Source organism: Micromonospora sp. B006, from assembly GCF_003408515.1.
Lineage (GTDB): Bacteria > Actinomycetota > Actinomycetes > Mycobacteriales > Micromonosporaceae > Micromonospora > Micromonospora echinospora_A.
On the sequence record NZ_CP030865.1, the window covers coordinates 464,521 to 490,358 of the forward strand.

The 25,838-nt window shown below is 72.7% G+C and carries 26 protein-coding genes and 1 tRNA gene; 16 read left to right on the forward strand and 11 right to left on the reverse strand.

What is annotated here, in order from left to right:
* Positions 1-68: 68 nt before the first annotated feature.
* Complete coding sequence (locus MicB006_RS02285) at positions 69-1,385, reverse strand: D-arabinono-1,4-lactone oxidase (protein ID WP_192900175.1); 1,317 nt, start codon at positions 1,383-1,385, stop codon at positions 69-71.
* Positions 1,386-1,604: 219 nt separating this feature from the next.
* On the opposite strand from MicB006_RS02285, the gene MicB006_RS02290 reads away from it, so the two are divergent.
* Entirely contained in the window at positions 1,605-2,180 is a 576-nt protein-coding gene (locus MicB006_RS02290; protein ID WP_073826205.1) for a TetR family transcriptional regulator, read from the forward strand.
* 64 nt (positions 2,181-2,244) lie between these two features.
* Here the strand turns inward: MicB006_RS02290 and MicB006_RS02295 are convergent, their stop codons facing one another.
* Positions 2,245-3,453, reverse strand: a complete 1,209-nt coding sequence (locus tag MicB006_RS02295) for an amino acid deaminase/aldolase (protein ID WP_116503519.1) — start codon at positions 3,451-3,453, stop codon at positions 2,245-2,247.
* Positions 3,454-3,670: 217 nt separating this feature from the next.
* Between MicB006_RS02295 and tmk the strand changes: the two genes are divergently transcribed.
* The 6 genes from tmk (at position 3,671) to MicB006_RS02325 (ending at position 9,665) form a co-directional block, all read left to right on the forward strand.
* Positions 3,671-5,827, forward strand: a complete 2,157-nt coding sequence (tmk, locus tag MicB006_RS02300) for a dTMP kinase (protein ID WP_225980613.1) — start codon at positions 3,671-3,673, stop codon at positions 5,825-5,827.
* Positions 5,824-7,122 (forward strand): DNA polymerase III subunit delta', encoded by a 1,299-nt coding sequence (locus MicB006_RS02305; RefSeq protein WP_116503520.1) that lies wholly within the window; start codon positions 5,824-5,826, stop codon positions 7,120-7,122. The genes tmk and MicB006_RS02305 overlap by 4 nt, the downstream gene beginning before the upstream one ends.
* A gap of 135 nt (positions 7,123-7,257) precedes the next feature.
* The gene (locus tag MicB006_RS02310; protein WP_013473591.1) at positions 7,258-7,587 is read left to right on the forward strand and encodes a YbaB/EbfC family nucleoid-associated protein; all 330 of its coding nucleotides are present in this window, start codon (positions 7,258-7,260) and stop codon (positions 7,585-7,587) included.
* Between the two features lies 1 nt (position 7,588).
* Positions 7,589-7,894 (forward strand): hypothetical protein, encoded by a 306-nt coding sequence (locus MicB006_RS02315; RefSeq protein WP_073826196.1) that lies wholly within the window; start codon positions 7,589-7,591, stop codon positions 7,892-7,894.
* Complete coding sequence (locus MicB006_RS02320) at positions 7,894-8,562, forward strand: hypothetical protein (protein WP_116503522.1); 669 nt, start codon at positions 7,894-7,896, stop codon at positions 8,560-8,562. Before MicB006_RS02315 ends, MicB006_RS02320 begins: the two co-directional genes overlap by 1 nt.
* Before the next feature lie 260 nt (positions 8,563-8,822).
* Positions 8,823-9,665 carry a regulatory iron-sulfur-containing complex subunit RicT gene (locus MicB006_RS02325; RefSeq protein ID WP_073826189.1) on the forward strand — a complete coding sequence of 281 codons (843 nt, stop codon included), beginning with the start codon at positions 8,823-8,825 and terminating at the stop codon, positions 9,663-9,665.
* A gap of 36 nt (positions 9,666-9,701) precedes the next feature.
* On the opposite strand, the gene MicB006_RS02330 is transcribed toward MicB006_RS02325, so the two are convergent.
* Positions 9,702-11,432: a metallophosphoesterase gene (locus MicB006_RS02330; RefSeq protein WP_116503524.1), complete on the reverse strand. Its 1,731-nt coding sequence runs from the start codon at positions 11,430-11,432 to the stop codon at positions 9,702-9,704.
* Between the two features lie 132 nt (positions 11,433-11,564).
* Here MicB006_RS02330 and MicB006_RS02335 point away from each other — a divergent pair.
* Positions 11,565-11,641: transfer RNA gene (locus MicB006_RS02335), tRNA-Thr, on the forward strand.
* Between the two features lie 169 nt (positions 11,642-11,810).
* On the opposite strand, the gene MicB006_RS02340 is transcribed toward MicB006_RS02335, so the two are convergent.
* Positions 11,811-12,590 (reverse strand): SDR family oxidoreductase, encoded by a 780-nt coding sequence (locus MicB006_RS02340; RefSeq protein ID WP_116503525.1) that lies wholly within the window; start codon positions 12,588-12,590, stop codon positions 11,811-11,813.
* Between the two features lie 341 nt (positions 12,591-12,931).
* On the opposite strand from MicB006_RS02340, the gene MicB006_RS02345 reads away from it, so the two are divergent.
* A complete protein-coding gene (locus MicB006_RS02345; RefSeq protein WP_225980614.1) occupies positions 12,932-13,363 on the forward strand; it encodes a CPCC family cysteine-rich protein in 432 nt (143 codons plus the stop codon).
* A gap of 262 nt (positions 13,364-13,625) precedes the next feature.
* Here the strand turns inward: MicB006_RS02345 and MicB006_RS02350 are convergent, their stop codons facing one another.
* Complete coding sequence (locus tag MicB006_RS02350; protein WP_116503527.1) at positions 13,626-14,297, reverse strand: hypothetical protein; 672 nt, start codon at positions 14,295-14,297, stop codon at positions 13,626-13,628.
* A gap of 102 nt (positions 14,298-14,399) precedes the next feature.
* Entirely contained in the window at positions 14,400-15,281 is an 882-nt protein-coding gene (locus MicB006_RS02355) for an NAD(P)-dependent oxidoreductase (protein WP_116503529.1), read from the reverse strand.
* A 97-nt stretch (positions 15,282-15,378) separates the two neighbouring features.
* Between MicB006_RS02355 and MicB006_RS02360 the strand changes: the two genes are divergently transcribed.
* The gene (locus MicB006_RS02360; protein WP_113972173.1) at positions 15,379-15,741 is read left to right on the forward strand and encodes a helix-turn-helix domain-containing protein; all 363 of its coding nucleotides are present in this window, start codon (positions 15,379-15,381) and stop codon (positions 15,739-15,741) included.
* A gap of 12 nt (positions 15,742-15,753) precedes the next feature.
* Here MicB006_RS02360 and MicB006_RS02365 read toward each other — a convergent pair whose 3' ends face one another.
* Positions 15,754-16,578 carry a TrmH family RNA methyltransferase gene (locus MicB006_RS02365; RefSeq protein ID WP_073826166.1) on the reverse strand — a complete coding sequence of 275 codons (825 nt, stop codon included), beginning with the start codon at positions 16,576-16,578 and terminating at the stop codon, positions 15,754-15,756.
* Between the two features lie 63 nt (positions 16,579-16,641).
* On the opposite strand from MicB006_RS02365, the gene MicB006_RS02370 reads away from it, so the two are divergent.
* Entirely contained in the window at positions 16,642-17,196 is a 555-nt protein-coding gene (locus MicB006_RS02370) for a DUF3592 domain-containing protein (protein ID WP_225980615.1), read from the forward strand.
* Between the two features lie 9 nt (positions 17,197-17,205).
* Here MicB006_RS02370 and MicB006_RS02375 read toward each other — a convergent pair whose 3' ends face one another.
* Positions 17,206-17,826 carry a pyridoxamine 5'-phosphate oxidase family protein gene (locus tag MicB006_RS02375; RefSeq protein ID WP_116503531.1) on the reverse strand — a complete coding sequence of 207 codons (621 nt, stop codon included), beginning with the start codon at positions 17,824-17,826 and terminating at the stop codon, positions 17,206-17,208.
* A gap of 166 nt (positions 17,827-17,992) precedes the next feature.
* On the opposite strand from MicB006_RS02375, the gene MicB006_RS02380 reads away from it, so the two are divergent.
* From MicB006_RS02380 to MicB006_RS02390, 3 genes are read left to right on the forward strand one after another with little or no spacing between them, the layout of a single operon-like run.
* Entirely contained in the window at positions 17,993-18,499 is a 507-nt protein-coding gene (locus MicB006_RS02380) for a DUF2231 domain-containing protein (protein WP_116511105.1), read from the forward strand.
* A complete protein-coding gene (locus tag MicB006_RS02385) occupies positions 18,496-19,032 on the forward strand; it encodes an Hsp20/alpha crystallin family protein (protein WP_116503533.1) in 537 nt (178 codons plus the stop codon). Before MicB006_RS02380 ends, MicB006_RS02385 begins: the two co-directional genes overlap by 4 nt.
* Before the next feature lie 7 nt (positions 19,033-19,039).
* On the forward strand, positions 19,040-20,161 hold the full coding sequence (locus tag MicB006_RS02390; protein ID WP_116503535.1) for a glycosyltransferase family 9 protein: 1,122 nt from the start codon (positions 19,040-19,042) through the stop codon (positions 20,159-20,161).
* Here MicB006_RS02390 and MicB006_RS02395 read toward each other — a convergent pair.
* Complete coding sequence (locus MicB006_RS02395; protein ID WP_116503537.1) at positions 20,136-21,008, reverse strand: glycosyltransferase family 2 protein; 873 nt, start codon at positions 21,006-21,008, stop codon at positions 20,136-20,138. The genes MicB006_RS02390 and MicB006_RS02395 overlap by 26 nt on opposite strands.
* The gene (gene rfaE2, locus MicB006_RS02400; RefSeq protein WP_225980616.1) at positions 21,005-22,882 is read right to left on the reverse strand and encodes a D-glycero-beta-D-manno-heptose 1-phosphate adenylyltransferase; all 1,878 of its coding nucleotides are present in this window, start codon (positions 22,880-22,882) and stop codon (positions 21,005-21,007) included. Before rfaE2 ends, MicB006_RS02395 begins: the two co-directional genes overlap by 4 nt.
* Positions 22,883-23,026: 144 nt before the next feature.
* On the opposite strand from rfaE2, the gene MicB006_RS02405 reads away from it, so the two are divergent.
* Both MicB006_RS02405 and MicB006_RS02410 read left to right on the forward strand, forming a co-directional pair.
* Entirely contained in the window at positions 23,027-23,581 is a 555-nt protein-coding gene (locus MicB006_RS02405; protein WP_116503539.1) for a type 1 glutamine amidotransferase domain-containing protein, read from the forward strand.
* Positions 23,582-23,637: 56 nt separating this feature from the next.
* Positions 23,638-25,305, forward strand: a complete 1,668-nt coding sequence (locus tag MicB006_RS02410; RefSeq protein WP_116503541.1) for an MDR family MFS transporter — start codon at positions 23,638-23,640, stop codon at positions 25,303-25,305.
* Between the two features lie 7 nt (positions 25,306-25,312).
* Here MicB006_RS02410 and MicB006_RS02415 read toward each other — a convergent pair whose 3' ends face one another.
* Positions 25,313-25,804 (reverse strand): NUDIX domain-containing protein, encoded by a 492-nt coding sequence (locus tag MicB006_RS02415; RefSeq protein ID WP_116503543.1) that lies wholly within the window; start codon positions 25,802-25,804, stop codon positions 25,313-25,315.
* Positions 25,805-25,838: the final 34 nt, after the last annotated feature.

Below are 25,838 nucleotides of genomic sequence, written 5' to 3' on the forward strand. Positions count from 1 at the left end.
CTGTGGACAGCCCCGCCGAGATCTTGGTACGGATCCGCCCCTCCACGGGCGCCCTCGTACCAAGATCTTCAGGAGCCTAGGACCTGGGACGAGTAGGGGTTCTGGAAAAGGTTGTGGGGATCCAGGCGGGAGCGGACGGCCTGGAAGTCGGCGAACCTCGGGTAGGCCGTCGCCAGGGACTCCGCGTCGCGCCAGTGCAGCTTGCCCCAGTGCGGTCGGCCGCCCAGCTCGGTCGCCACCTGCTCGAACGCCCGGAAATAAGGCTCGTACGGCATGCCCACGTACTGGTGCACGGCGATGTACGCCGAGTCCCGCCCGTACGAGTGGGACAGCCAGATGTCGTCGGCGGCGGTGAACCGCACCTCGACCGGGAACAGCACCTTGAACGGCAGCCGGTCCACGATCCGGCGCAGCTCGGTCAGCGCGGTGGGCAGCGCCTCGCGCGGCAGCCCGTACTCCATCTCCACGAAACGGACCCGGCGCGGTGTGCAGAAGACGCGGTCGGAGCGGCCGGTGTAGGTGCGTTCGGTGAGCGCGCGGGCGGAGACGGCGCTGATCGTGGGCGCGAGGGCGGGCACGGCGCGGCCGAGGCGGCAGGCCCCGGCGAAGACGGTGTTGGAGAGGAACTCGTCGTCGAGCCAGCCGCGCCAGCCGGGCAGCGGCCGGTCGTCGGCGGGTACCCGGTCGTTGGTCTTGACCTGCACCCGGTCGGTGTACGGGAACCAGTAGAACTCGGCGTGGTCGTGCGCCTCGTACAGGGCGGGCAGGTCGTCGAGCACCTCGGCGAGCGGGGCCGGGCGTTCGTGCGCACGCAGCACGAAGGCGTCGACGCAGCGCAGCGTGACCTCGACCAGCACGCCGACCGCGCCGAGCCCGACCCGGGCGGCGTCGAAGACGTCGCGGTTCTCCTCGGCCGAGCAGCGCAGCACCTCGCCGGTGCCGGTGACGAGCGTCAGCCCGGCCACGAAGGTGGACAGGCAGCCGAGTTTCGCCCCGGTGCCGTGGGTGCCGGTGGAGAGCGCGCCGGCGATGGTCTGGGCGTCGATGTCGCCGAGGTTCGGCATCGCCAGGCCGTGCCCGGCGAGCAGTTCGTTGAGCGTGTGCAACGTCATCCCAGCCGGTACGGTGACCAGGCGGCGCGCCACATCGACGCTGACGTCTGTCTCCAGTTCGGCGAGGTCGATGCGGTGCCCGTCGGCCACAGCCGTGGCGGTGAAGGAGTGGCCGCTGCCGGTGGCCCGGACGGTCCGGCCTGCCGCGGCGGCCTGGCGGACCGCCTCGACGACGTCGGAGACGCTACGCGGGCGCACGGTGAGGAGCGCGGTGCTGTGCTGGTTGCCGGCCCAGTTGGACCAGGTGGCGGTGGTACCGGTCATCGCGGCCACTCCTCGACATGAATATGAACTGAATTCATATCAGGAACGTTGTGCCTGGTAAATACCGCAATCGAGCCCGGCTCGTTGTACCGGTAGTCACAGACTCGTGACGTGCAGATATGTTCATCCGTCGAAGGGGGGTGGCGCCGAGTGTCCACACCAGCCGCCACGACCGGGCCGCTGCGTCGGGTACCGGTGCAGGGTCGAAGTGTCGCGCGGGTCCAGCGGATGCTGGACGCCTGCGCCGAGCTCGTCGACGAGGTGGGGTACGAAGGGCTGACCACGACCCTGCTCGCCGAGCGCGCCGAGGTGGCGATCGGGTCGGTGTACCAGTTCTTTCCGGACAAGCGGGCCATCGTGCAGGCGCTGACGCTGCGGACCATGGAGTCCTACCTCCAGCGGCTCGACGAGCGGTTCGCCTCGGACGATCTGACGCACTGGTGGGACGGCGTCGACGCGGCGATCGACGAGTACATCTCGATGCACCGCACCGTCCCCGGTTTCCGTACCCTGCACTTCGGCGACGTGGTCGACCTGCACCTGCTGGACGACCAGCGCGACAACAACGGGGTCATCGCGGAGCAGCTCGCCCGCGTGCTCACCGAGCGTTTCGGCCTGGCCGGGGTGCCCGACCTGCGGTTCCACCTGGAGGTCGCGGTCGAGGCGGCCGACGCCCTGATCAAGCTGGCCTTCCGCCGCCGCACCGACGGCGACGAGCGGGTGCTGGTCGAGGCGAAGGCGCTCATCCGGGAGTACCTGCACCGGCAGGTCAACGCCCCGGCCGAGGCCGTGTCCCAGGGCTGAGCGGCACGCCGAGCGGCGGGTTCCCGGGTGCGCCGGGGCCCGCCGTCGTCACGTCGCTGGTGCGTCAGAGGAAGGCGTGGCCCTCGCCCCGGTAGGTGGGCACCGTCGCGACCACCGCGTCCCCGTCGACCAGGTGCACCTCGTTGACGTGCTCGCACATCTCGCCGGCCTTGGCGTGGCGGAACCACACCCGGTCACCGACCCGCAGGTCGTCGGCGGCGTCCCCGGCGAGCGGCGTCTGCACCTCACCGGCGCCCTCCGCGCCGAGCAGCTTCAGGCCGTCCGGCAGCCAGGGCCGGGGCAGCCGGCTGCTCGCCGCCTGGCCGGAGGCGATCCAGCCGCCGCCGAGCACCGTGGCCAGCCCCGGCGCCGGGCGGCGGACCACCGCGCAGGCGAAGAACGCCGCCGGGGTCGGCCGCCAGGCACGGTACGCGTCGAACAGCGTCGGCCCGTACAGGCCGGAGCCCGCGGTGACCTCGGTGACCGCGGGGTCGGCACTGGTGGCGGCCACGCTGCCGGTGCCGCCGCCGTTGACGAACTCCAGGTCGGCGTGCTCGCGTACCGCGGCGACCGCGTCCGAGCGGCGGGCCAGCAGTTCCCGGTACGACCCGCGCTGCGCGACCCGGATCGCCGAGCCGAGCACCGCCTGCCCGGGCGGCGCGTCGCCCAGGCCGGCGATCTGCGCCTCGTACGACATCAGGCCGACCAGCCGGAAGCCCGGCCGCCCGGCGACGGCGGCGGCGAGCGCGCCTGCGGCCGTGGCGCTGTGCACCGGGGAGCGGCGCACACCGACGTGCACCCGGCCCCGCAGCGGCCGCCAGGAGGCGTCCAGGTCGAGGCAGACCCGCAGCGCGGGGCGGCGCTCGGGCGGGCAGACCTGGTCGATCAGGTCGAGTTGGGCGGCGTCGTCGACCATCAGCGTCACCGCGTCGGCGAGCGCCGGGTCGGCGGCCAGTTCGGCGAGGCCCGCCCGGTGCGCCGTCGGGTACGCCACCAGCACGTCGTCGCTGACGCCGGAGCGGGCGAGCCACACCGCCTCGGGCAGGGTGAAGGCCATCACGCCCTGCCAGCCGGGGCGTCCGAGTACGCGGGTCAGCAGCTCGCGGACCCGTACCGACTTGCTCGCCACGCGCAGCGGCTTGCCGTCGGCCCGGCCGGTCAGCGCGCCGGCGTTGGCGTCGAACGCGGAGAGGTCGACCACCGCGTACGGCGGGTCGAGGTGAGCGGTCGCCCGGTCGAGACGCTCGCGAAGTTTGTCACGGTCGATGGCCACGTCTGCACGCTAACTGTCTGGGCGAGAATGCGAAATACCCTCGCGTCTGTCCGGGCTGCGGGCGGTGGTCCCGGCGGCCTAGGCTCAGCGAGCAGGTGAATGTCGCGCAGGACCACTCCTCCCACGCGACTAGAGTGTTCCACCGGGGATGCCCAGACCTGGGCCGGCACGTGGAGGTACGGCCATCGAAAGCCAGAACAACGGCGAGTCGCCCGGCGTGTCGTCGCCCGGGACAGCCGCCGACCACTCCGGCCTCGCCGCCATCCGCTCGGTGCTGCGCATCCGGCCGTTCCGCAGGCTGTGGATCGTACTCAGCGCCGCCTCCTTCGGCGACTGGCTCGGCCTGCTCGCCACCGCGCTGTTCGCCGCGTCCCAGGTCTCCGGCAGCACCGCCCAGGGCGCCGCGTTCGGCGGTGTGACAGCGATCCGGCTGCTCCCGGCGCTGGTGCTCGGCCCGGTGGCGGGCGTCTTCGCCGACCGGTTCGACCGCCGGTGGACGATGGTCATCTGCGACGTGCTGCGCTTCGTGCTGTTCGCCTCGATCCCGCTGTACGCGCTCACCGGCGCCGCGGGCGGGCTGGTGGTCGGCTGGGCGCTGATCGCCACGTTCCTGATCGAGTCGATCACCCTGCTGTGGATCCCGGCCAAGGAAGCGGCGGTTCCCAACCTCATCCCGCGTACCCGGCTGGAGGCGGCGAACCAGCTCACGCTGATCACCACGTACGGCCTGACGCCAGTGGCCGCGGCCGTCGCGCTGGCCGTGCTGGACCGGGGCGTACGCGGCGCGGTCGGCGGCGACCTGCCCGACTGGGCCGAGCCGGCCCAGCTCGCGCTCTGGTTCAACGCCTTCTCCCGGCTGGCCACCGCGCTCGTGGTGGCGTTCGGGATCAAGGAGATCAGCCAGGCCCAGCGCGGCGAGGCGGAGCGCTCCGAGCAGAGCATGTTCCGGCAGTTCTCCGAGGGCTGGAAGTACATCGGCCAGACCCCGCTCGTCCGCGGCCTGGTGCTGGGCATCTTCGGCGCGTTCGCCGGCGGCGGCATCGTGGTCGGCACGGCCAAGTTCTTCGCCAACTCGCTCGGCGCCGGTGACGCCGCCTTCTCGCTGCTCTTCGGCGCGATCTTCGTCGGCCTGGCGCTCGGCATCGGCCTCGGGCCGATGATCGTGCGGGACATGTCCCGCCGCCGCTGGTTCGGCATGAGCATCGTGCTCGCCAGCGCCTCGGTGCTGGTGCTCGCCTTCGCCATCCACCTGTCGATGGCCATCCTCGGCGCGATCCTGGTCGGCGCCGGCGCCGGCATGGCGTTCCTGGCCGGCACCACGCTGCTCGGCGGCGAGGTCGCCGACGAGGTACGCGGCCGCGTCTTCGCGGTGGTGCAGATCGGCACGCGGCTGGTGCTGATCCTGGCCATCGCGCTCAGCAGCCTCCTGGTCGGCGTCGGCGGCTCCCGCCAGCTCACCATCGCCGACCTGGGCATCTCCATCTCCTCGACCCGCCTGCTGCTGCTCGCCGCCGGCGCGGCCGGCATCATCGCCGGCATCAGCGCGTTCGGCCAGATGGACGACAAGAAGGGCGTACCGGTCCTCGCCGACCTGTGGGGCTCGATCCGGGGCCGCCCGCTGATGCCGGCCGAGCCGTTCGTCTCCAGCGGCCTGTTCGTGGTCTTCGAGGGCGGCGAGGGCGCCGGCAAGTCCACCCAGCTCGCCGTGCTCGCCGAGCGCCTGCGCGGGCAGGGGCGGGACGTGGTGGTCACCCGCGAGCCGGGCGCCACCCCGGTCGGTGAGCGGATCCGCTCGCTGGTGCTGGACACCGGCAAGGACGAGGCGCCGTCGCCGCGCGCCGAGGCGCTGCTCTACGCCGCCGACCGGGCGCACCACGTCGCGACTGTCGTCCGCCCGGCGCTCGTGCGCGGCGCGGTGGTGATCAGCGACCGGTACGTCGACTCGTCACTGGCCTACCAGGGCGCCGGCCGGACGCTCCCGGTGGACGAGGTCTCCTGGCTCTCGTCCTGGGCCACCGGCGGCCTCAAGCCGGACCTGGTGGTGCTGCTCGACGTCGAGCCGCGTACCGGCCTGAGCCGGGTCGAGGACCGCAACGAGGGCACCGACCGGCTCGAGGCCGAGTCGCTGACGTTCCACGAGCGGGTCCGGTACGCCTTCCTCGACCTGGCCGCCGGTGACCCGAAGCGTTACCTGGTGCTCGACGCGTCCCGGCCGGTGGACGAGATCGCCGAGGCGGTGGCGCGCCGGGTGGGTGAGCTCCTCGCCGACCCGGGCGGGATCGTGCACCCGCGTCCGGCGCAGGGCCCGGACACCTCGGTCCAGCCGGAGTTATCCGACGCGGAGCTGGTGACGATGGAGCAACCCCGAAGATGACAGACGTCTTCGGCGATCTGGTCGGGCAGGACGAGGCGGTGGACACGCTGCGGCGGGCCGCCGCCTCGGCCGCCGCGCTGCTGCGCGCCGCCGTGCCCGTCGCGGCCGGCGCGCCAGCCGGCGGGTACGACGACCTCGACGCGCTCGCCGAGGAGTTCGACGGCACGGACACCGACCCGGGTCCGGCGCCCGCCGCTGACGCCGATCCCGGCGCCGGGATGACCCACGCCTGGATCTTCACCGGGCCGCCCGGATCGGGCCGGTCGGTGGCTGCCCGCGCGTTCGCCGCCGCGCTCCAGTGTGTGCACGGCACCGGATGCGGCAGCTGCCCGGGCTGCCACACCACGCTCACCGGCACGCACGCCGATGTGCGGCTCGTCGTGCCCGACGGGCTCTCCATCGGCGTCGGCGAGATGCGCGCGCTCGTGCTCCGCGCGGCGAGCACCCCGTCCGGCGGCCGGTGGCAGGTCGTCATCATCGAGGACGCCGACCGGCTCACCGAGGCCGCCGGCAATGCGCTGCTCAAGGCGATCGAGGAGCCGCCGCCGCGTACCGTCTTCCTGCTCTGCGCCCCGTCCACCCACCCGGACGACATCTCCGTGACCATCCGGTCGCGCTGCCGCGTCGTACCGTTGCGCCAGCCGCCACCGGCCGCGGTGGCCGAGGTGCTGGTCCGTCGCGACGGCGTCGCGCCGGACGTGGCCGAGTGGGCCGCGGCGGCCGCGCAGGGGCACGTGGGGCGGGCCCGGCGGCTGGCCCGCGACCCGGAGGCCCGGCAGCGGCGCGACGCGGTGCTGGCCGTGCCGCGCCGGCTGACCGGCGTCGGCGCGGCGTTCGACGCCGCCTCGGCGCTGATCGAGGCCGCCGAGGCGGAGGCCGCCGCCTCGGTCGTCGAGATCGACGAGGCGGAACGGTCGGCGTTGCAGACCGCGCTCGGCGCGGGCGGCACCGGCCGGGGCGCGGCCGGCGCGATGCGCGGCGCCGCCGGTCAGCTCAAGGACCTGGAGAAGCGGCAGAAGTCGCGGGCCACCCGCGCCCAGCGGGACGCGCTCGACCGGGCGCTTGTCGACCTGGCCGGGTTCTACCGGGACGCGCTCACCATGGCGTTGCGGGCGCCGGTCGCTCCGGTGCACACCGACATCGCGGCGCTTGCCGGGGCGGGCGCGCAGAAGTGGGATGCCGAGGGCTCGCTGCGCCGCCTGGAGGCGGTGCTGGAGTGCCGGGCGGCGATCGAGGCGAACGTCAAGCCGCGGATCGCGGTGGAGGCGATGATGCTCGCCCTCTGGCGCGGCTGACCCACTCCCGTTCCGCGCTGTCCACAGGGCATCGACACGCGCGATTAGCGTGCGGTACGGTCCCCGGTGATGCCGCGGTGATCGAGGCGGCACGCTCAGTGATGTTGGGGCCGACCGGCCGGGAGGAGTCCGCCGATGCCGCGGGGCGAGATCGACGAGGCCTGGATCGAGGAGGCGGTGCGGCGCTACCGCCGCATCGAGAACCTGCAGGCCGAGTTCGACCAGGCGGTGGCCACTGTCGAGGTCACCGTCCGCTCGCCCGACGGCCTCGTCGAGGTGGTGGTGACAGCCGGTGGGCGGATCACCGACGTGCGTTTCCTCGGTCCGCTGCACCACCGCAGCCCACGTGACGTGGCCGGTTCGGTGCAGGCGGCGGTCACCGCCGCCGCCGACGCGGCGCAGTGGGCGCGGGAGAAGCTGCACAACGAGACGTTCGCGGCCTACCGGCCGCTGGCGGGAGCCTGACATGGAGACGCTGCGCGCCCTGGCCGCCCGCCTCGACGAGGCCGGCGCGACCCTCGCCACGCTGGCCCGCACGGTCACCGCCACCGACCCGCCGCACCCCGCGTTCGGCGCGCACGCCGCCGGCCGCCCCGGCGACGTGGGCCGCGCGCTGCACCGGCAGTGGACCGCCGCCACCGCCGACCGGGCACGCGAGGCGCAGGCCGCCGCCGTCCGGCTCGCAGCCGCCGCGGCGGCGCTGCGCAGCGCCGCCGACCGCTACGCCGCCGCCGACGACGGCGTGGCCCGGCGGCTGGCCCGGGAGGCCTGATGGACGCGCTCGACCGCCTCGCCGAGCCGGGGCTCGACCTGCTCGCCCGCGTCGACACGCTGCTCGCCGCCGGTGCGCCCGAGGGGCACCGCCTCTGGCCGCTGCTGCGCCGCATGCAGGTGCTTCCCGGCGCGGCCGTGCGCGAGTTCCTCGACCTGCACCCCGCGCCGCTGACCGGCGCCGGCCACGCCGTGCGCCGGCTCGTCCGGGGGTACGACGACACCTGCGCCGTGCTCGGCGACGCGATCGCCTGGTCGGGTGCTGCCGCGTCGGCGTACGACGAGGCGCGCGCGACACTGCTCCGGCACCTGGACGAGGGGCCGGAGAGCCTGGTCGGGCGGCTGGAGTCGACGGCGAGCTACGCGGACGCGCTGGCCGGCTGGGTGGAGGGCAGTCGGGTCGCGCTGGCCCGCGCGCTGGCCGAGGTGCTGGGTTCGTCCGAGGCGGTCGCCGTACACGCGGCGACCCGCCCCGGCGTCCAGCCCGGACCGGCCGGGGCGTCGGCCGCTGCCGAGATCGCCACCCGGATCCTCGGCGTGCTCGGAGTCGCCTACGACGGCGCCGAGACGCTGCTGCGTCAGTGGGGGCCGAGTCTCGCCGAGACGGTCTGGCGGGATCGGCCGGCGGTCGCGCCGCACTACGGCGGCACCACCCGAATCGGCTACTGACGGTCCACGGCGCCGCGCGCCGGACCGGCCGTGGCCGGGCAACGGCGGCGACGCCGTGGACTTCCCCTGCACCCCCCGCAGGTATGTCTTCACTCAACGCTGTCGACACACGCTTGTCCCGGCAGCGGGCGAGGTTTCAGCCGTCCGGGCGAGGCGAAGGGAGCGATTCGGCCGGATCGACGGACCCGATCGCCGCAGTCGGTGACCGGACGGCGACCGCCCGCCGTACGGCGGGCGTCGATCCGCGTAGGGTGGGGCGCATGGGCATGCTCTGCGCGGTCAGTTTCAACCGGTACGGGCGCCTCTACTACCTCGACCCGGGCGAGCTGCGCCCGCAGGTGGGCGACCGGGTGCTGGTGCCCACCGACGAGGGACCCGAGGTGGCCGAGTGCGTCTGGGCCGCCCAATGGGTCAGCGAGGACACCGACGGGTTCCCGAAACTCGCCGGGCTCGCCGAGGACGACGACCTGCGCCGCGACGAGACGCTGCGCCGGCGCAAGGCCGAGGCGAAGGTGGCCGCCAAGCGGCTGATCCGCGAACACGGCCTGCCGATGAAGGTGGTCGCCGTCGACCACGTCCTGGCCACGCCGGAGAACGGCAGCGACCGCACCACCATCTACTTCACCGCGCCGCACCGGGTCGACTTCCGCTCCCTGGTCCGTGACCTGGGCGCCACCCTGCACTGCCGGGTCGAGCTGCGGCAGCTGTCCGCCCGTGACTCGGCACGGGTGCAGGGCGGCATCGGCTCCTGCGGACGTGACCTGTGCTGCGCCACGTTCCTCAACGACTTCGAGCCGGTCACCATCCGGATGGCGAAGGACCAGGACCTGCCACTCAACCCGCTGCGCATCTCCGGCGCGTGCGGGCGGCTGATGTGCTGCCTCAAGTACGAGCACCCGCTGTACCAGAAGTTCCAGGAGTCGGCCCCCGCGGTCGGCAGCCGGGTCTCCACGCCGCAGGGCGAGGGCAAGGTGGTCGGCCACAGCGTCCCGCGCGACGCGGTGACGGTACGCCTGGACGCCGACGGCTCGCGCTCGATGTGCTCGCGAGCCTCGGTCTGCGGCCCCCGGCAGGCCCACGACCAGCACTACCCCCAGCCCTGACCCCTTCCCTCCCGCCCCTTCGGCGCTGATCAGGGGTCAGCGGATGACGATCGGGGGTTCGGCGAGGCGGGGGGTCAGCGGGGTCTTCGGGGTCAGCCACGGTGCCGTCGGGGACTGGTCGGGGTTGAGCTGCCAGCCGTGGGAGACCTTGTCCACAGCGATCGGATAGATCGTCAGCGTGCCGTCCGGGTCGATCCGGAACCGCAGGAACGCCTTCGAGTCCTCGATGCCCTGGGCGGCGAACAACTCGTTCAGGTTGACCCCGAACGCGCCGGCCACCAGCAGGTAGAGCGCGACAAGTTGGCTGGCGACAAGACCGCTCACCGGCCCGTAGAGCACCACCGCGGCGACCGCCGGCATCGGCCATGGCCAGTCGTAGAACGGAAGCTGCAACCAGACCCACGTGCCCCCGGCGGCGAGCGCCACCTGGGCCAGCCCGTGCGCCACCCCGAGGATCCAGTGCCGGGCGTGCCGTTTCCCGCCCGCCGTCGGCGGCTTGGCGAAGAACACCGCGCCCATCATCGCCACCACCAGCATGATCGCCAGCGGCACGCTGAACAGCCGCTGCTCGGTGGTGCCCACCCGCTGCACCGCCACCCCGGCCATGGCCAGCATCAGCAGCGTGTGCAGGGTGCCGAGCAGAGTGGTGAAGCCCGGATTGCGGAACGGCAGCCGGGCGAAGATCCCCCAGCCGTACCGGCGGGAACGCGCCTTGTCCGGGTAGCGCGCGGCCAGGTCGTACTCCTGGGTGTTGCTGGCCCGCCGGGTGAGCGTGTCACGCGGCGGCACCTCCAGCTTCTCCGGCAGCCGGTGCGTGGGGTAGAGGTAGGCGCCGCCACCGCCGCACGTGATGAGCTGCCGGCCCGCCCCGGCGTATCGGGCGTAGTGGTGCAGGTCGCCGGAGACCAGCACCCGCACCTGCGCCCCGGTCGGCGCGACGAGGGTACGGATGAAATAGTCGATCGAGTCGTACGCGTTGGGGTGGTCGACGGCCTTGACCCACGTGGGCGCCGGCACCGCCAGGATCACCTTCGACTCCGGGGCGAGCTTGCGGGCCACCTCGTCGAAGTAGGTGAGCTGCGGGTCGTCCAGGTACGACCCGGACTGGTCGTCGAGGCCGAGTAGCCACCAGCCGGCCGGCAGTTCGACCGCGAAGTACGAGCGGGACTGGCCGGTGCCCCAGCCGCCGAAGTGCCGGTCCCGGGTCCGCACGAACAGCCGCAGGAACGCCGTCAGCCCGTCGTACCAGTCGTGGTTGCCCGGCACCGCGAACAGCGTCGGCTGCTCCGGCGGCGCGACCGGCAGAGCCGCCTGGTACGGGCCCTTGCAGCGGTCCTCGTACGCCTCGTAGCCCGCCGCCGGGTAGACTTGGTCGCCGCCCATCACCAGCGTCTGCGCCCGCGGAAGCCGGTGCCCGTCCACAGTCAGCTCCGGCTGGGCGAGCAGGTACGCCACCGAGTACGTGGCGTCGAAGCCGTCACCCAGGTCCGCCACGTAGTCGAGCCAGAGCCCGCCGTCCGGCCCGACCTGCCGGAACGTGCCGTCGCCGAACGCGTTCTGCAGCTCGCGCTTGTCCAGGTACGCCCCGAACAGCATCGCCAGCAGCGTACGCAGGCCGGTGCTGATCAGCAGCAGCGGCGCGAGCCAGGGCACCGGCCGGCGTGGCGTGAAACCCAGCTCCCGAGGGTCCATGCTGCGGGGGCGGCGGGTGGCGCGCTCGCCGGGATGCGCCTCGGGGGCCGCTGGCCGCGGCGGTTCGTCGGTCACCCGCCGCAGGGTAGTCGGGACGCGGCGCGAAGTCTCTCCCGTGACGGGGCGGATGTGGTCCGGTGTCCGGGTACGGGGGCCGGGGATCCGGTTCGGCTTCCGCCGGGGCGTGCCGTACACTTTACGATCGTTGCCGCCTTAGCTCAGTCGGCTAGAGCGACGCACTCGTAATGCGTAGGTCGACGGTTCGATTCCGTCAGGCGGCTCCACAGAAAGGCCCAGGTCACCGGCTTGATCGCCGATCATGACCTGGGCCTTTTGCCTACCCTCGCGAGGCCGGGCAGCCAAGCGAGCAGCCAACCTACACACCTGACCACAGCGCCCCCTCCAACCGCGAAGCCGCTTCCCGCGCGATCTCCGGAGCTACGTGGGCTTTGGTCAGGTGATGCCGCCGTCGCTGTTCAAGAGTTGGCCGTTGATCCAGCCTCCGTCGGGTGAGCACAGGAACGCGACGAGGTTCGCGCAGTCCTGGGGGCGCCCGAGGCGACCGAGCGGTGTGGCCCGTAGGACCGCGTCCTTGGTTTCTGTGGTCATCCAGCCGGTATCGGTCGGGCCCGGATCGATGGCGTTGGCGGTCACGCCGAGGTGGGCCAGTTCTTGAGCGGCGGCCAGGGTGATCCGATCGAGTGCGCCTTTGCTGGCTCCGTAGGGAAGGTTGCCGACAGTAGCGTCGCTGGTCAGGCTGATGATGCGTCCCGTGCCGTGTGGCCCGTGGAACCGTTGGGCGTACTCGCGAATCAGGAGCCAGCTTGCCCGGGTGTTGACTGCGAAGTGACGGTCGAAGCTTTCGATGCTGGTGTCGAGCAGGCCCGAGTTGACGCTCTCGCAGTGGGCGAGGACGAGCGCGCTGACCGCGCCGAGTTCTCGTTCCACGGCCTCGAAGATGCCGGCCGTGGCGTGAGGATCAGCGAGGTCCGCCTCGACTGCTGCGGTTCTCGCCCCGTGCTTGGCGGCTTGGCTGCTGAGCTGTGTCATGGCCTTGGGATCGGCTCCCCAGGGCATCCGCTCGTCGTACGGGGTCCAGTAGGTGAAGCCGACATCCCAGCCGGTCTGGGCCAGCGTCAGCACCACCGATGCGGCGATGCCGGCGCTGCGGCCGGCGCCGGTCACCAGGGCGACGGGTCGATGTTGGTGGTTGACGCCATCCGTAAGTGCCATCCGTGGTCGCACCCCCTTCGATGCGCCATCCTTGCTGCCCGCCCAAAGGCCGTCATCGGAATTACCCCGCCAATACAGCCGAGCTGGCGATACATCGCCACAGCGTCAAGCATCAACCGAGGTCGCAGTGTCAACCATCAACCAGCGCAGGACAGCGACTGCCGGCGATGTTGGGTCTCGGGACGTGCGTGACGGAGCAGTCTCAGGACGTGCGTGACACGTCCGGCTAGACGATCTTGTCTGCCTCCGGGCAGTTCGTGTCGACAGAGTTGCGGACGGTACGTGTAGGCGGACGCGGTTGCGCCACCTCCCTGCGGTGGGGCCTTTCTGTATTGGGTTCGATGCTTGAACTGGATCGACAGCGAGAGGGGCAGATGATGGACGAGCATGCCGGTAAGCAGGAGGGGCTGTCCGCGGATGAACTCGCGCGCCGCACCAGGTGGTTTGAGCAGTACGTCGAGGCGTTGAACCAGCGATCTGTAGTGGCTGAAGCGGGTGGCGAACCGTACGCGTGCCCCTGCTGTCGGCACCCGACGCTTGAGGGGCGAGGTCAGTTCGAGATTTGCTTCGCCTGCGGCTGGGAGGACGACGGGCAGGATGACGAAGACGCTGACACGGTGCGAGGCGGCCCCAACGGTTCGCTCAGTCTGACGGATGCCCGGCGTGCCTACGCCGAACGGCCGGTCAGCCTGGCAGATGCGCGGCGTGCCTACGCCAGACGACAAGCCCGTTGGGAAGAGCGCAGACGCCGATCGGCGCCCGAGACGACTTGACGTGATTGGATCGCACGCCGATCGCTTCGGCGCTGTCGCGGAGTGTCACCCAGGTCCCTGATACCGATCCGTCACGAAGGTTCTGAGACCGGACAGCCGACTGCCAGCATGTGATCGGACATCTGATGTGCGACGGGCAGCGCGCGCAGTTGCCGAGTTGCCGCCACGCAGACCTACGAGCCCGAGGTGAGCGGCCCGCATTTAATCCGCATCCCGCGTTGCGACCGCCTCGTCCAGCCGGTTGGCGACGGCGTCCAGGTCGTCACCGAACAAAACCACGTACACGTCCAGGTGATGGTGCGGGGGAGTAAGACCATCTGGCGGCAGCGGCCCAGGCCAGCAGTACGCCCATGGTCAGGCCGGGCGGCAGGTACCAGAACGTGAGGAAGCCGGCTGGTGGCGTCAACGGCAGCGCCGCGACGAGCGCCCATGCGACGCGGCGCGGCAGCACGCCGCGCCGCAGTCCCTGCAGCCCACACCAGACGGTGCCCACCAGCGCCGTCAACAGGGCCACGAGGTCGAACATCCACCCGTACCCGGGGCTGCTGTATTCCAGGCCGATCGCGATGGCCGCGGTGAGGAGCCCGTACCTCGTGAGGCGGCGGGGCGTCGCGGTGGCGTGGCCGGTGACCGTCCAGACGAGCGGCAGCGCCAGCAGCACAGACACGAAGAAGGGGCCGCGCCAGATCCACGCCGGCTCCCCACCGTCGAACAACGGCAGGTTCTCGGCCATCCATCGCGACGGAGCGGGGAGGGAGCTGACGGCTCGGCCGCCGCCGACCTCCCACTGCGTGGCCATCGCGGCGCCGAGCACCGCCGCGATCACCGGCGCGAGAACCGCCAGGACGCGCCGCCAGCGGGCGACCGGCAACTTGCCCTCGACGCCGGTCGGGCCGGCGCAATCGGGTACGTGCTGCGGATGCTCCTGTCGCATCGGACGATCGTCATTGCGTCGCCGGGAAATCTCATCAGGGGAACAGCCGAGATCACCATCGGCGTATCGGCGGTCCACGTGGGTTGTCTCGGTCCGCGGCGGTCAGCGCACCAGCAGGTCGATGACGCCCGTGAGGTCCTCCTCGCCGCTGCCCTCGGCCAGGCGGCGGCGCATCAGCTCGAAGTAGGGGCTGAGCAGTTCTGGGCTGACGCCCTGCTGCTCGGCGGTGCGGAGGAACGTCGGTGTGCCGGCCACCTGCATGGCGAGAGTGGAGACGACGCCCTTCGTATAGTCGCCGCTCCGCAGCTGGTCGGCGGTCTGGTGAACGGCGGGGGCCATCGCGACGAGCCAGTCGGCGAGCAGCGGGGCCAGCGACGCGGGGTCGATGTCCTCCCGGCGGATCAGGGCGAAGGCGTGCGCTGCCCCGGCGAACATCCCGTACATGGCGCTGAGCAGGGCGACGTCGTGCAGGGCGGCGAAGCCGGCGTCCCGGCCGACGTAGGTGGTGCCGGCGGGGACGGCGAGCGTCTCCCGGTGCCGTTCGAACAGCTCGCGGGAGCCGCTGTAGAAGACGTAGCCGCCGGAGTCCGGGACGCCGATCATCGGAGGAACGGCCATGATCCCGCCGTCGAGGTAGCGGGCGCCGCGCTCGCGGGCCCAGCCGGCTCGGACGCGGGCCTGGGCGGGCGTACTCGTGGTCAGGTTGACCAGGTCCTTGCCGGCCAGGTCGGTGCCGGCCAGCACCTCCTCGACCGAGGCGTCGTCCAGCAGGCAGACGACGACAAGGGTGTTGGCGGCGACGGCCTCGGCGGCGCTGTCCGCGGCCCGCGCTGCTTCGGCGCAGATCGCCGCGGCGCGGGCCGGGGTGCGGTTCCAGACGGTGAGCGGGTGGCCGGCGGCGAGCCAGGCGCGGCCCAGCGCGGCACCCATCGCGCCCAGGCCCAGCAGCGTGACTGAAGTCTTCTCCACAGTGTCGTGTGCCATGCCGATCAGGCTGGTCGCAGGCCCGCAGGTGATCAAGTACGCACTTCGGAGTAGGTGGTTACTCTGAGGTGAGCGAGCAGGTCGGAAGGGCGGGGGCATGACGACGTTGAACCGGCCGGGCGCACCGGACGGCCATGTCTGCGGGATCGACGCCGCGATGGAGGTGATCGGGGGCAAGTGGAAGGTCCTGATCCTCTGGGCACTCCACGAGCACCCGTACCGCCGCTTCGGCGAATTGCGCCGGCTGCTGCCGGGGATCACCGAGAAGGTGCTTGCCGCACACCTGCGCGAGATGGAGGCGGACGGCGTCGTGCGCCGCGTCTCCTACGACGAGGTGCCGCCGCGCGTCGAGTACTCGCTGACCGAGGACGGCGTACGCCTCAACGACGCGCTCGAACCGCTGGCCGCGTGGGGACGTGAGCGGCCGTCGAGGACCGCTACCGGCACGGTCGCCTCGTAGCGGCGGCAGGCGTCACCGTTGCTTCGCGCGCTGCCGGGCGGCCTCGTACAGGGCCACCGTCCCGGCCGCCGCCGCGTTCAGCGAACTGGCCGCGCCGACGATCGGGATGCGTACCATCCGGTCGGCCGCCTCCTGCCAGCCCTTGCTGAGTCCGTGCGTCTCGTTGCCGACGAGCAGGACAGTGGGCCCGGTCAGGTCGTGCTCCGCGACGTCCACGTCGCCGTGTTCGTCCGTACCGATGATCTGGATCTGGGGTCCCTCCTTCCGCGCCGCGGCGACCCAGTCGAGGACGGCGTGGTGGCTGGGGACGCGCACGGCCGGTACGGCGAACAGCGACCCGGTGCTGGCCCGCACCGCCTTCGGGTCGTAGGGGTCGGCGGCGTGGCCGGTGACCACCACGCCGGACGCGCCGAAGGCGTCGGCGGAACGGATCAGCGTGCCGATGTTGCCCGGGGTCTTGGGGCGGTCGAAGACCACCACGAGCATGTCGGGCCCGACCGGGATGCGGGCCAGGTCGTCATCGGGCTGCGCCACCACGGCCAGCAGCTCGGGTGACTCCTCCTCCTTGCCGCTGAGTTCCCGCATCAGTTCGGGCGCGAGGGCGACCCGCCGGGCGTCGGCGCGGTCGAGCAGTTCCCGGCACCAGCGGGACAGCGGCTGCCGGTCCGGGTACAGCAGCGCCCGGATCTCCCACCCCTGTTCCAGGGCCACGGTGATCGGGCGTACCCCCTGGACCAGGAACTCCCCGGCACGCTGGCGCTTGTTGCGGTTGGTCAGCAGCGCCTGCCACTGCTGGAAGCTCGCGTTCCGGGTGGTGATCGTCAAGGTCTTCGCCACGTAGCCGATTCAACCCCATCGGGGGTCGGTCCCGGGGTTGCGGCCCCCGGCGACGATGGCCAGGTGATCAACCGCCGGTCGTTCCTGATCCACCTCGCATGCGTACTGCTGGTGGCCGGCGGCGGCGCGTTGCTGTGGCTGCCGTTCCACACCCAGGCGGAGCTGGACGACTGGGCGGTGACGCTGCGCGAGCGGGGTACGCCCGCGCGGGCGGTCGTCGTCGATCAGGTGACGAAGAGCGGCGGCAACCGGAGTTCCTCGTCGAGGACCATGTACTTCAGCTACGAGCTCGACGGCCGGACGCACGCGCAGGAGGTGGCCTGCTTCGAGGTGTGCCGGGCCGCCGGGGCCGAGGTGCCGATCTGGGTGAACCCGGCCGACCCGGGCGACTTCGTGACCGACTTCGGTCAGCTCAGCGGCCACCGCGGCCGTGTGCAGGGCGTCCTCGGCGTGGTCGGGCTGGCCGTCCTGGGCGTCGGGGTGGTGCTGACCCTGTCCCGTATCAGGCGCCGGCGTGCCAACCGGCCGCGCCGCGACCGGCCGCGCCGGGTGGAGCCGGCGGCGGACGGTCGCGGATACGTGGGCCGGGGCAAGCGCAAGCGCAACGTCCGGCCCTGACCACGGACCTCAGCGGTACAGGGTCTCCAGGTAGGCCGGGCCGTAATGGCGTTCCAGGTCGGCCAGGCTCTCCGCCGGGGCCTCCACCTCCTTGATCAGCCGGGCCCGGGTCGGCAGCACGTCCGGCTGCCAGGTCTCCGGCTGCCACAGCTCGGAACGGAGGAAAGCCTTCGCGCAGTGGTAGAAGATCTGCTCGATCGCGACCTCGACGGCCAGCAGCGGCCGGTGGCCCTTGACCTCCATGTCGGCGAACCACGGCGCGTCGGCGATCAGCCGGGCGCGCCCGTTGATCCGCAGCGTGTCGGTGCGGCCGGGGATCAGGAAGATCAGCCCGACGTGCGGGTTGGCCAGGATGTTGCGGTAGCCGTCGGCCCGCCGGTTGCCGGGCCGCTCCGGGATGGCGATCGTGGTGTCGTCCAGCACGAGCGCGAAGCCGGGCGGGTCGCCCTTCGGGGAGACGTCGCAGGTGCCGTCCGCGCCAGCGGTGGCGATCAGGCAGAACGGTGACGCGGCGAGCCACTCCCGGTCGCGTTCGTGCAGCGTACGGCGGTCCTTGGCGGCCGCGCGCGGCATCGGCGTCCCGATCAGCTCGCGTAGTTCGGCCTCGCTGGTGATCTCCCGGGTCGTCACGTCTTCCTCCCCCGTCCGTTGATCGTCACGACGGTTCCGGCCCGCGACGGGCTGGTTTCCGCCACTGTCAGCCTAGGAGACGCGTCGAGTGCCGGGTTTGCCCCCGGGACCGGCGGGTAGGGACCGGTTCGCAGCGTGCGTCCGGACGCGACGGATGGAGGCCGAGATGGAGAGCCGACTGAAGGTGCTCGGCCATCCCGTGCATCCGATGCTCGTGATGTTCCCGGTGGCGCTTCTGGTTACCGCGGTGATCTTCGATGTGGTGGACACCGTGGGCGGTCCGGACTTCCTCGGCGAGGTCGCGTACTGGAACATCACAGTCGGCCTGATCGGCGGCCTGCTGGCCGCCGCGGCCGGGGCGTTCGACCTGCTCGCCCTGCCGGTCGGCACCCGCGCGAAGCGGGTCGGGCTCACCCACGCCGCCGCCAACGTGGCGGTGATCCTGCTGTTCGCCGCGGTCTGGGTGGTCCGGCTCAACGCCGACTCGCGGGCCGCCGGTGGCGCGCTGATCGCCATCGAGGTGGTCGCCGTGGCGATCCTCGGGGTCAGCGCCTGGCTCGGCGGTGAGCTGGTGGACCGGCTCGGCGTCGGCGTCGACCCGGAGCACGATCTGAACGCGCCGAGCTCGCTGCGATCCCCCTCGGCGACCCAGCGGATCGGAGACGTGCGATGACCGAACAGAACGGCGGACGGGGCTGGCGTGGCCGCCAGCAGGGTTGGGACCCGATGGGCGAGCTGCAGTCGCTGCGCTCCGAGCTGAGCCGGCTGGTCGGCGGACGCTCCGGCGGCCAGGACGTGGATCTGGCCGAGACGGCAGACGGCTGGGAGGTCGTCGTCCGGCTGCCCGGCGTGGCGCCGGAGGAGGTCGCCGTCGAACTGGACGACCGGGAGCTGTGCGTGCGCGCCCGGTCGGAGGCCGAGGTCAACGCCGACCACGGCATCCCGGGCGGGTTCACCACGCGCGGCTTCGAGTACCGCGTCGACCTGCCGTCCCGCGTGGACCCGGACCGGATCGACGCGGTGATGGACCACGGTCTGCTGCGGGTGCGGCTGCCCCGGGCGGCCCGGCCCACGCCGCGCACCATCACCGTCGGCCGCACCGGCCCGCGCGCGAGCGTCGACCGTACGCCGATGCCGGCCGACCCGGCCGCGGACCGGGAGCTGCACCACCCGGACACCGCGCTCGACGAGATCGACCGGCCGTAGGGGCCGCGTGACCAGTCCAGCGCTGCTCGGTCCGGTCGGCGAGCGCGTACCCGACGTCGAGCGCATCGCCGTGCTGCGCGCCAACGCGCTCGGCGACTTCATCTTCGTGCTGCCGGCGCTGGACGCGCTGCGGTCGGCGTACCCGTCGGCGGAGATCGTGCTGCTCGGCGCGCCGTGGCACGCGGCGCTCTGGCGCGACCGGCCCGGCCCGGTGGACCGGGTGCTGGTGGTGCCGGCGGCGCCCGGCATCCGCGATCCCGGCGCCGGCGAGGAGCCGGGAGACGTCGCGGAGTTCCTGGCCGCGGCCCGTGCCGAGCGGTTCGACCTGGCGTTGCAGGTGCACGGCGGTGGCGCGAACTCCAATCCGCTGGTGGCGGGCCTGGGCGCGCGGGTCACCGCCGGCCTGCGGGCCGAGGGCGCGCCGCCGCTCGACCGCTGGCTGCGCTACGTCTACTACCAGCACGAGGTGATCCGTTACCTGGAGGTCGCCGCGCTGGTCGGCGCGTCGGCCACCACGATCACCCCGTCGCTGGCGGTCACCGCCGCCGACCGGGCGGAGGCCGCCGCCGTGCTCGGCGAACCCACCCGGCCCCGGGTCGCGCTGCACCCGGGCGCCACCGACACGCGGCGGCGCTGGCCGCCGGAATGCTTCGCCGAGGTCGCCCGCGAGCTGACCGGAGACGGGTACGAGGTGCTGGTCACCGGCACTCCCGCCGAGCAGGAGACGGTGGACGCGGTGGTGGCGGCCGCCGGCGTGCCGGTACGTCCGCAGGTCGGCACGCTCAGCCTCGGGGCGCTGGCCGCCGCGTACGCGGACTGCGCGCTGGTGGTCTCCAACGACACCGGCCCGCTGCACCTGGCCGCCGCCGTGGGCGCGCCGACTGTCGGTGTGTTCTGGGTCGGCAACCTGATCAACGGGGCTTCGCCGCTGCGCGGCCGGCACCGCCCGATCGCCGCCTGGACCACCCACTGCCCGGTCTGCGGCGTCGACTGCACACCGGGGATCTACCCGCACCGGCCCGGCGACGGGGAGTGCCCGCACCGGGTGTCGTTCGTGGCCGACGTCCCCGCCGCCGAGGTGATCGAGGCGGCCCGCGAGCTGCTCACACCTCCGCCGTCGACTCGCTGAGCACCACTTCCCACGCCTCCACGTCCCGCTCGGTGACAGTGGTCGGCGACTCCAGGTGGTAGGCCCCGCTGGGCAGCACACCGGCGCCGCCGTGGCGCGCCAGCACCGCGAGCTGGGCGGCGACGTCCTCGCCCTGGTGCCGGTCGGGCAGCCGCTCCCAGAAGTCGAAGCCACCGGCCTCGACCAGCTTCGCCCGGTCGTAGAGCACGCAGCCGCCGATCCAGGACACCTTGTACGCGCGCCACTGCCCCGGCGGCAGGTTCAGCTTCTCGGTGACGTGCAGCAGGTTCGCGGCCGGGTGGATGGAGGCCCGATGCCATTCCGGCGTACCGGGCAGGATGCGTTCCGGCACCGGCCGCCCGGTCCACTCCTCGTAGTGCTCGTGCGTCTCCGGGCGGACGTCGTCGGCGTAGGAGAGCCCGTGCACCGCGTTGCCGACGAACCCGCAGCCCAGCTCGTCCAGCGCGGTGACCAGCCGGGACAGCGTGCCCGGCTCCAGCCACACGTCGTCGTCTAGGCAGAGCACGGCGTCCGCCGCCGACTGGGCCAGCAGGTAGGACCGGTGTTCGGCCAGGCCCCGCCGGGGCAGCCGCCGGGTCAGCAGCACCGGGTGCCCCCGGTGCCGCAACGCCCGGACCATCGTGGCGGCGGCCGGGTGCGCGTACGCGGGCTCGCCATCGGACTGGTCGCTGACCACCACCCCGAAGCCGGGTACGCCCTCCTGGGCGGCCAGCCCGGAGAGGGTGACAGCCAGTTCGGCGGGCCGGTTGCGGGTGGGGATCAGCACGTCGAGGCGGCGGTGCTGCCGGAACTGCCCGGGCGTGCCCGGGTCGAGCGGTCGGGTCACGCCGGCCTGCCTTCGCCCACGGGGCTGCCCTCGCTTCGCTCGGTGCGTTCGGTGCGTTCGGTCATGCTGTGCGACTGGGCGCGGATCCGGTCGATGATCGCCGAGGTGGAGCGGTCCGGCACGTACCCGAGCGTGCGTACCTGCCCGCCCAGCCGCCGCACCAGCGGCGCCTCCGGCACCATCTCCGGCGGGTAGTCGCCGCCCTTGACGTAGACGTCCGGCCGGACCGCCTCGATCAGCCGGGCCGGCGAGTCCTCCTCGAAGACCACCACGTGGTCGACGCAGGCCAGCGCCGCCAGCAACGCGATGCGGTCCTCGACCGGGTTGACCGGCCGGTCCGCGCCCTTGAGCCGGCGGACGCTGCCGTCCGAGTTGACCGCCACGATCAGCAGGTCACCGAGCGCGCGGGCCTGGGTCAGGTAGCGGACGTGGCCCGGGTGCAGCACGTCGAAGCAGCCGTTGGTGAACACCACCGACCGGCCGGCCTGCCGGTGCTCGTCCACCAGCGCGGCCAGTTCGTCGGCGCCGACCAGCGCCGGATGCCCGCCCTCCTCCGGGCCGGTGCCGAGCGCGGCGAGCAGGTCCTCCCGGCGGCACACGCAGGTGCCGGTGTCGGCCACCGTGATGGTGGCGGCGAGCTGCGCGAGCTGGGCGGCGGTGGGCAGGCCCGAGTCGGCGGCGAGCGCCAGCGTCATGGCCGCCAGGTACGCGTCCCCGGCGCCCACCGCATGGCTGGCCGGGACCGGGGTGCTGTGGCTGCGCCGGGGCTCACCCTCGGCGCCGCCGACCACCGCGCCCTCGGTGTCCAGGGTCACCGCCACCACGTCCGCGCCGGTGTGCGCGCGCAGCTCGGGCAGGCGCGACTCGGCCAGCACGGCCCGGTCCACGCCGGTGCCGGCGGTCGCGCTCACCGTCACGCCGGTGCCGGTGACGCTCAGACCGTCCCCGGTGAACGCCACCCGTTCCTCGCCGGGCGTCGGCTCGCCGGTCGGGCCGGTCGAGCCGCCGGTGGCCCGGGTGGCGGGCGCGCCCGAGGTCGGGTGCGGGCTGCCAGGCGCGCGGTCGCCGGAGCCGCCGGGCGCCGCGCCGACCATCAGCTCGGACGGGCCGTCGGCCTCCGGCGGGTGGTCCAGGTGCAGGTCACCACCATTGGGTACGGCGTTGCGCTCGCCGTGCGCGAAACCGGCGGCGGCGCGGGCCAGCAGCCGGGTCGCCTCGGCGAAGCTCGGCGTCACCACAGTCGGGTTCAGTCCCCGCCAGTCGGCCAGGTCGTGCGCGTCCAGCGCCACGGTGCCGTAGCGGTCCCGGTTGGCGACCAGCCAGGCGCGCACCGCCGACGGCAGGGCACCCAGTCCGTAGTCGCAGACCACGAGCGTGAGCGGCTGTCCCGGCGCGACGGCGCGCAGCTCCTCGGTGGCGCAGTGCAGCGCGGTCAGCAGCCGTGCCACCCCGTCGTCGTCCAGCGCGTCCTCCGGGCCGCCGGAGTCCTCCCGGAGCAGGATCTGGTTGCCGGCGAGCATCCGCCGCTTGACCGGCGTCGGGCGGCCGGGCTGGCTCACCGTACGGTCCCAGACCGCCGCGCGGTCCAGGCAGTCGTGCAGCTCGTCACCGGCCACGTCGGCGCCGACCGGGGCGACCAGCGCGGCCCGGCCGCCGAGCGCCGCGACGTTCACCGCCGTGTTGGCGGCGCCCCCGGCCGCGGAGATCCGCCGCCGCAGGGTGAGGACCGGCGCGGGCGCCTCGCGGCAGAGCCGCTCCGACTCGGCGAACCGCCACTCGTCCAGCATGGCGTCCCCGACGACCAGCACGGGACGCTGCTGCCAGCTCGCCACCACGGTGGCCAGCCGGCGCTCTTCCGCTGCTGCTCCTGCCATGCCTCTGCGGATCCCCCCAGGCCGTCGGGCCAAACCTGAGCGCCGGCGGGGTGGGCGGGGATGCGACGGGGGCCACCCGGTGCGTCCGGTTTCGCCGCATCGGCCGGGGGAACGGTTCAGACATACCCCGGAGAGGAGAAGAGCATGGCAGCGACACTTCAGGGCAAGCGCATCGCCTTCCTGGCCGCCGACGGCGTCGAGGAGGTCGAGTACACCCAGCCCCGGGAGGCGGTGGAGAACGCCGGCGCTCAGGTCGAGCTGGTCTCCCTCGACTCCGGCTCGATCCAGGCCTTCAACCACCTCGACCACGGCAAGCAGTACCAGGTCGACGTCACCGTCAAGGAGGCGGACGCCGGGGCGTACGACGGTCTGGTCCTGCCCGGTGGCGTGGCGAACCCGGACTTCCTGCGCGCGGACCCGGACGCGGTCCGGTTCGTGAAGTCATTCTTCGACGCCGGCAAGCCGGTCGGGGTGATCTGCCACGGCCCGTGGACGCTGGTCGAGGCGGACGTGGTGCGGGGCCGCACCATCACCTCCTGGCCGAGCCTGCGCACCGACCTCACCAACGCCGGCGCGAACTGGGTCGACAAGGAGGTCGTCACCGACAACGGGCTGGTCAGCAGCCGCAAGCCGGACGACCTCCCGGCGTTCTGCGTCAAGATCGTGGAGGAGTTCGCCGAGGGCCGGCACGCCGCCTGAGAAAAGTCACAGGCCCACCGGGGGCATGATCCGCCCCCGGTGGGATAGGAAGCGGGATGACCGCCCAGACCGCCCCGCCCGCGCTGCCCGCCCGCCAGATCCGCCTGCTGATGTTCGGTCTGATGACCGGCATGCTGCTGGCGGCGCTCGACCAGACCATCGTCGGCACCGCGCTGCCGACGATCGTGGGGGAGCTGGGCGGCATCAACCACTACTCGTGGGTGGTCACCGCGTACCTGCTGGCCTCGACCGCCTCGACGCCGCTGTACGGCAAGATGGCCGACCTGTACGGACGCCGGCCGGTCTTCCTGTTCTCGATCGGCATGTTCCTGCTCGGTTCGTTGCTGGCCGGGCTGTCGCAGAACATGACCCAGCTGATCGTCACGCGCGGCGTGCAGGGTATCGGCGCGGGTGGCCTGATGACGCTGGCGTTCACCATCATCTCGGACGTGGTCTCGCCCCGGGAGCGTGGTCGCTACCAGGGGTTGTTCGGCGCGGTGTTCGGCGTGTCCTCGGTGGCCGGGCCGCTCGTCGGCGGTTACTTCGCGGAGACCAACTGGCGGTGGATCTTCTACATCAACGTGCCGCTGGCGATCCTCGCCATCGTGGTCTGCTGGCACGTGATGCGGCTGGTGCCGTTCGAGCGCCGGGAGCACACAGTCGACTGGATCGGCGCGGCGCTGCTGGTCGCCGGGGTGAGCTGCCTGCTGCTGGCGCTGAGCTGGGGCGGCGCCGAGTACGCCTGGGGTTCCGGCGTGATCGTCGGCCTGTTCGCCGCGGGCGTGGTGCTGGGTGTGCTGTTCGTCGTCCAGGAGGCGCGGACCCGGGAACCGATCCTGCCGCTGCGGTTGTTCCGCAGCGCCACGTTCGCGCTCGCCAACGCGGCGGGCTTCGTCCTCGGTCTGGTGATGTTCGGGTCGATCATCTTCATCCCGCTCTACCTCCAGATCGTCAAGGGCGCCTCGCCGACCCGCAGCGGTCTGCTGATGTTGCCGATGATGGCCGGCGTCATCATCACCTCGATCGTCACCGGCCGGGCGATGAGCCGGATCGGCAGGTACAAGTGGTTCCCGGTGGCGGGCGCGGCCGTGCTGGTGGTCGGCATGCTGCTGTTCCAGCAGCTGCGGGTGGCCACCTCGCTCTGGGCCGCGTTCGGCTACATGGTGGTGATCGGCATCGGGCTGGGCCTGTGCATGCAGTCGCTGATCCTCGCGGTGCAGAACGCGGTGAGCGTGCGCGACCTGGGCGCGGGCACCTCCTCGGCCACGTTCTTCCGGTCGCTCGGCGGCTCGTTCGGCGTGGCCATCCTCGGCGCGGTGCTGTCGTCCCGGCTCACCTCCGAACTGGCCGGCCGGCTGCCGGGCGCGCTCGCGCAGCTTCCGCCGGAGCAGCGGGCCGCGGTGTCGGCCGGCGGGAACTTCTCGATCAACGACCCGGCGGCCATCCTGGCCCTGCCCGCCCCGGTACGCGCCGCCGTGCAGGCCGCGTTCGTCGAGTCGCTGCACCTGGTCTTCCTGACCACCGGGCTGATCGCGATCGTCGCGGTGCTGGTCACGCTGGCGATGCCGAACCACCAGTTGCGCGGTACCGGTCCGCAGGGCGCCACCGGCGGCGCCGACCCGATCGGCGGCAAGGCCCCCGCGCCGGGCGGCAAGCCGCTCACCAAGGAGTCGAAGGAGGAGGCCGCCGCGGACATGGAGGCGAAGTCGCAGACGATGCTGTGACCGGCGGCTATTTGAGGATCAGCCGGTTCGTCTGCTCGAACACGTCCAGGTCGGCGAGTGTCTCGTGGACGCTCGACGAGAGCGGGTGCGGGAAGTCCGCCGCACGGAAGAAGCCGGCGTCGGTGGTCTCGTCGGTGAACCGGTCCAGCTCGCCGTCCCACTCGTCGACCCGGAACGCGGCGGTGAAGACCTGGTACGTGTGCCCGTACATGTTGGTGTGGGTGCGGTCCGGGCCGGTGTAGAGCGCGAACGCGCTGACCCGCAGCGCCCGCAGGCCGGTCTCCTCGCGCACCTCCCGGACCGCGCAGTCGGCGATCGACTCGCCGAGCTCCATGGCGCCGGCCGGCAGTGCCCACTGGCCGTTGTCGGAGCGCTGGATCAGCAGCACCCGTGCGGCGTTGTCGCGCACCACGGCGCGGGCGCCGACGAACATCAGGGTGCGGTCACCGGCCAGGGCGCGGAGTTGCCCCACGTACGAGTCGGCCCACGAGATGCTCACCCGGACAATCTACGCATCATCCGCGATCACCTCG

Excerpts from the sequence above, each read along its gene's own strand:
- MicB006_RS02290 (WP_073826205.1), top strand. The coding sequence starts at position 1,605 with ATGCTGGACGCCTGCGCCGAGCTCGTCGACGAGGTGGGGTACGAAGGG.
- MicB006_RS02305 (WP_116503520.1), top strand. The coding sequence starts at position 5,824 with ATGACAGACGTCTTCGGCGATCTGGTCGGGCAGGACGAGGCGGTGGAC.
- MicB006_RS02310 (WP_013473591.1), top strand. The coding sequence starts at position 7,258 with ATGCCGCGGGGCGAGATCGACGAGGCCTGGATCGAGGAGGCGGTGCGG.
- MicB006_RS02315 (WP_073826196.1), top strand. The coding sequence starts at position 7,589 with ATGGAGACGCTGCGCGCCCTGGCCGCCCGCCTCGACGAGGCCGGCGCG.
- MicB006_RS02320 (WP_116503522.1), top strand. The coding sequence starts at position 7,894 with ATGGACGCGCTCGACCGCCTCGCCGAGCCGGGGCTCGACCTGCTCGCC.
- MicB006_RS02325 (WP_073826189.1), top strand. The coding sequence starts at position 8,823 with ATGGGCATGCTCTGCGCGGTCAGTTTCAACCGGTACGGGCGCCTCTAC.
- MicB006_RS02340 (WP_116503525.1), bottom strand. The coding sequence starts at position 12,590 with ATGGCACTTACGGATGGCGTCAACCACCAACATCGACCCGTCGCCCTG.
- MicB006_RS02345 (WP_225980614.1), top strand. The coding sequence starts at position 12,932 with ATGCTTGAACTGGATCGACAGCGAGAGGGGCAGATGATGGACGAGCAT.
- MicB006_RS02350 (WP_116503527.1), bottom strand. The coding sequence starts at position 14,297 with ATGCGACAGGAGCATCCGCAGCACGTACCCGATTGCGCCGGCCCGACC.
- MicB006_RS02355 (WP_116503529.1), bottom strand. The coding sequence starts at position 15,281 with ATGGCACACGACACTGTGGAGAAGACTTCAGTCACGCTGCTGGGCCTG.
- MicB006_RS02360 (WP_113972173.1), top strand. The coding sequence starts at position 15,379 with ATGACGACGTTGAACCGGCCGGGCGCACCGGACGGCCATGTCTGCGGG.
- MicB006_RS02380 (WP_116511105.1), top strand. The coding sequence starts at position 17,993 with ATGGAGAGCCGACTGAAGGTGCTCGGCCATCCCGTGCATCCGATGCTC.
- MicB006_RS02385 (WP_116503533.1), top strand. The coding sequence starts at position 18,496 with ATGACCGAACAGAACGGCGGACGGGGCTGGCGTGGCCGCCAGCAGGGT.
- rfaE2 (WP_225980616.1), bottom strand. The coding sequence starts at position 22,882 with ATGGCAGGAGCAGCAGCGGAAGAGCGCCGGCTGGCCACCGTGGTGGCG.
- MicB006_RS02405 (WP_116503539.1), top strand. The coding sequence starts at position 23,027 with ATGGCAGCGACACTTCAGGGCAAGCGCATCGCCTTCCTGGCCGCCGAC.
- MicB006_RS02410 (WP_116503541.1), top strand. The coding sequence starts at position 23,638 with ATGACCGCCCAGACCGCCCCGCCCGCGCTGCCCGCCCGCCAGATCCGC.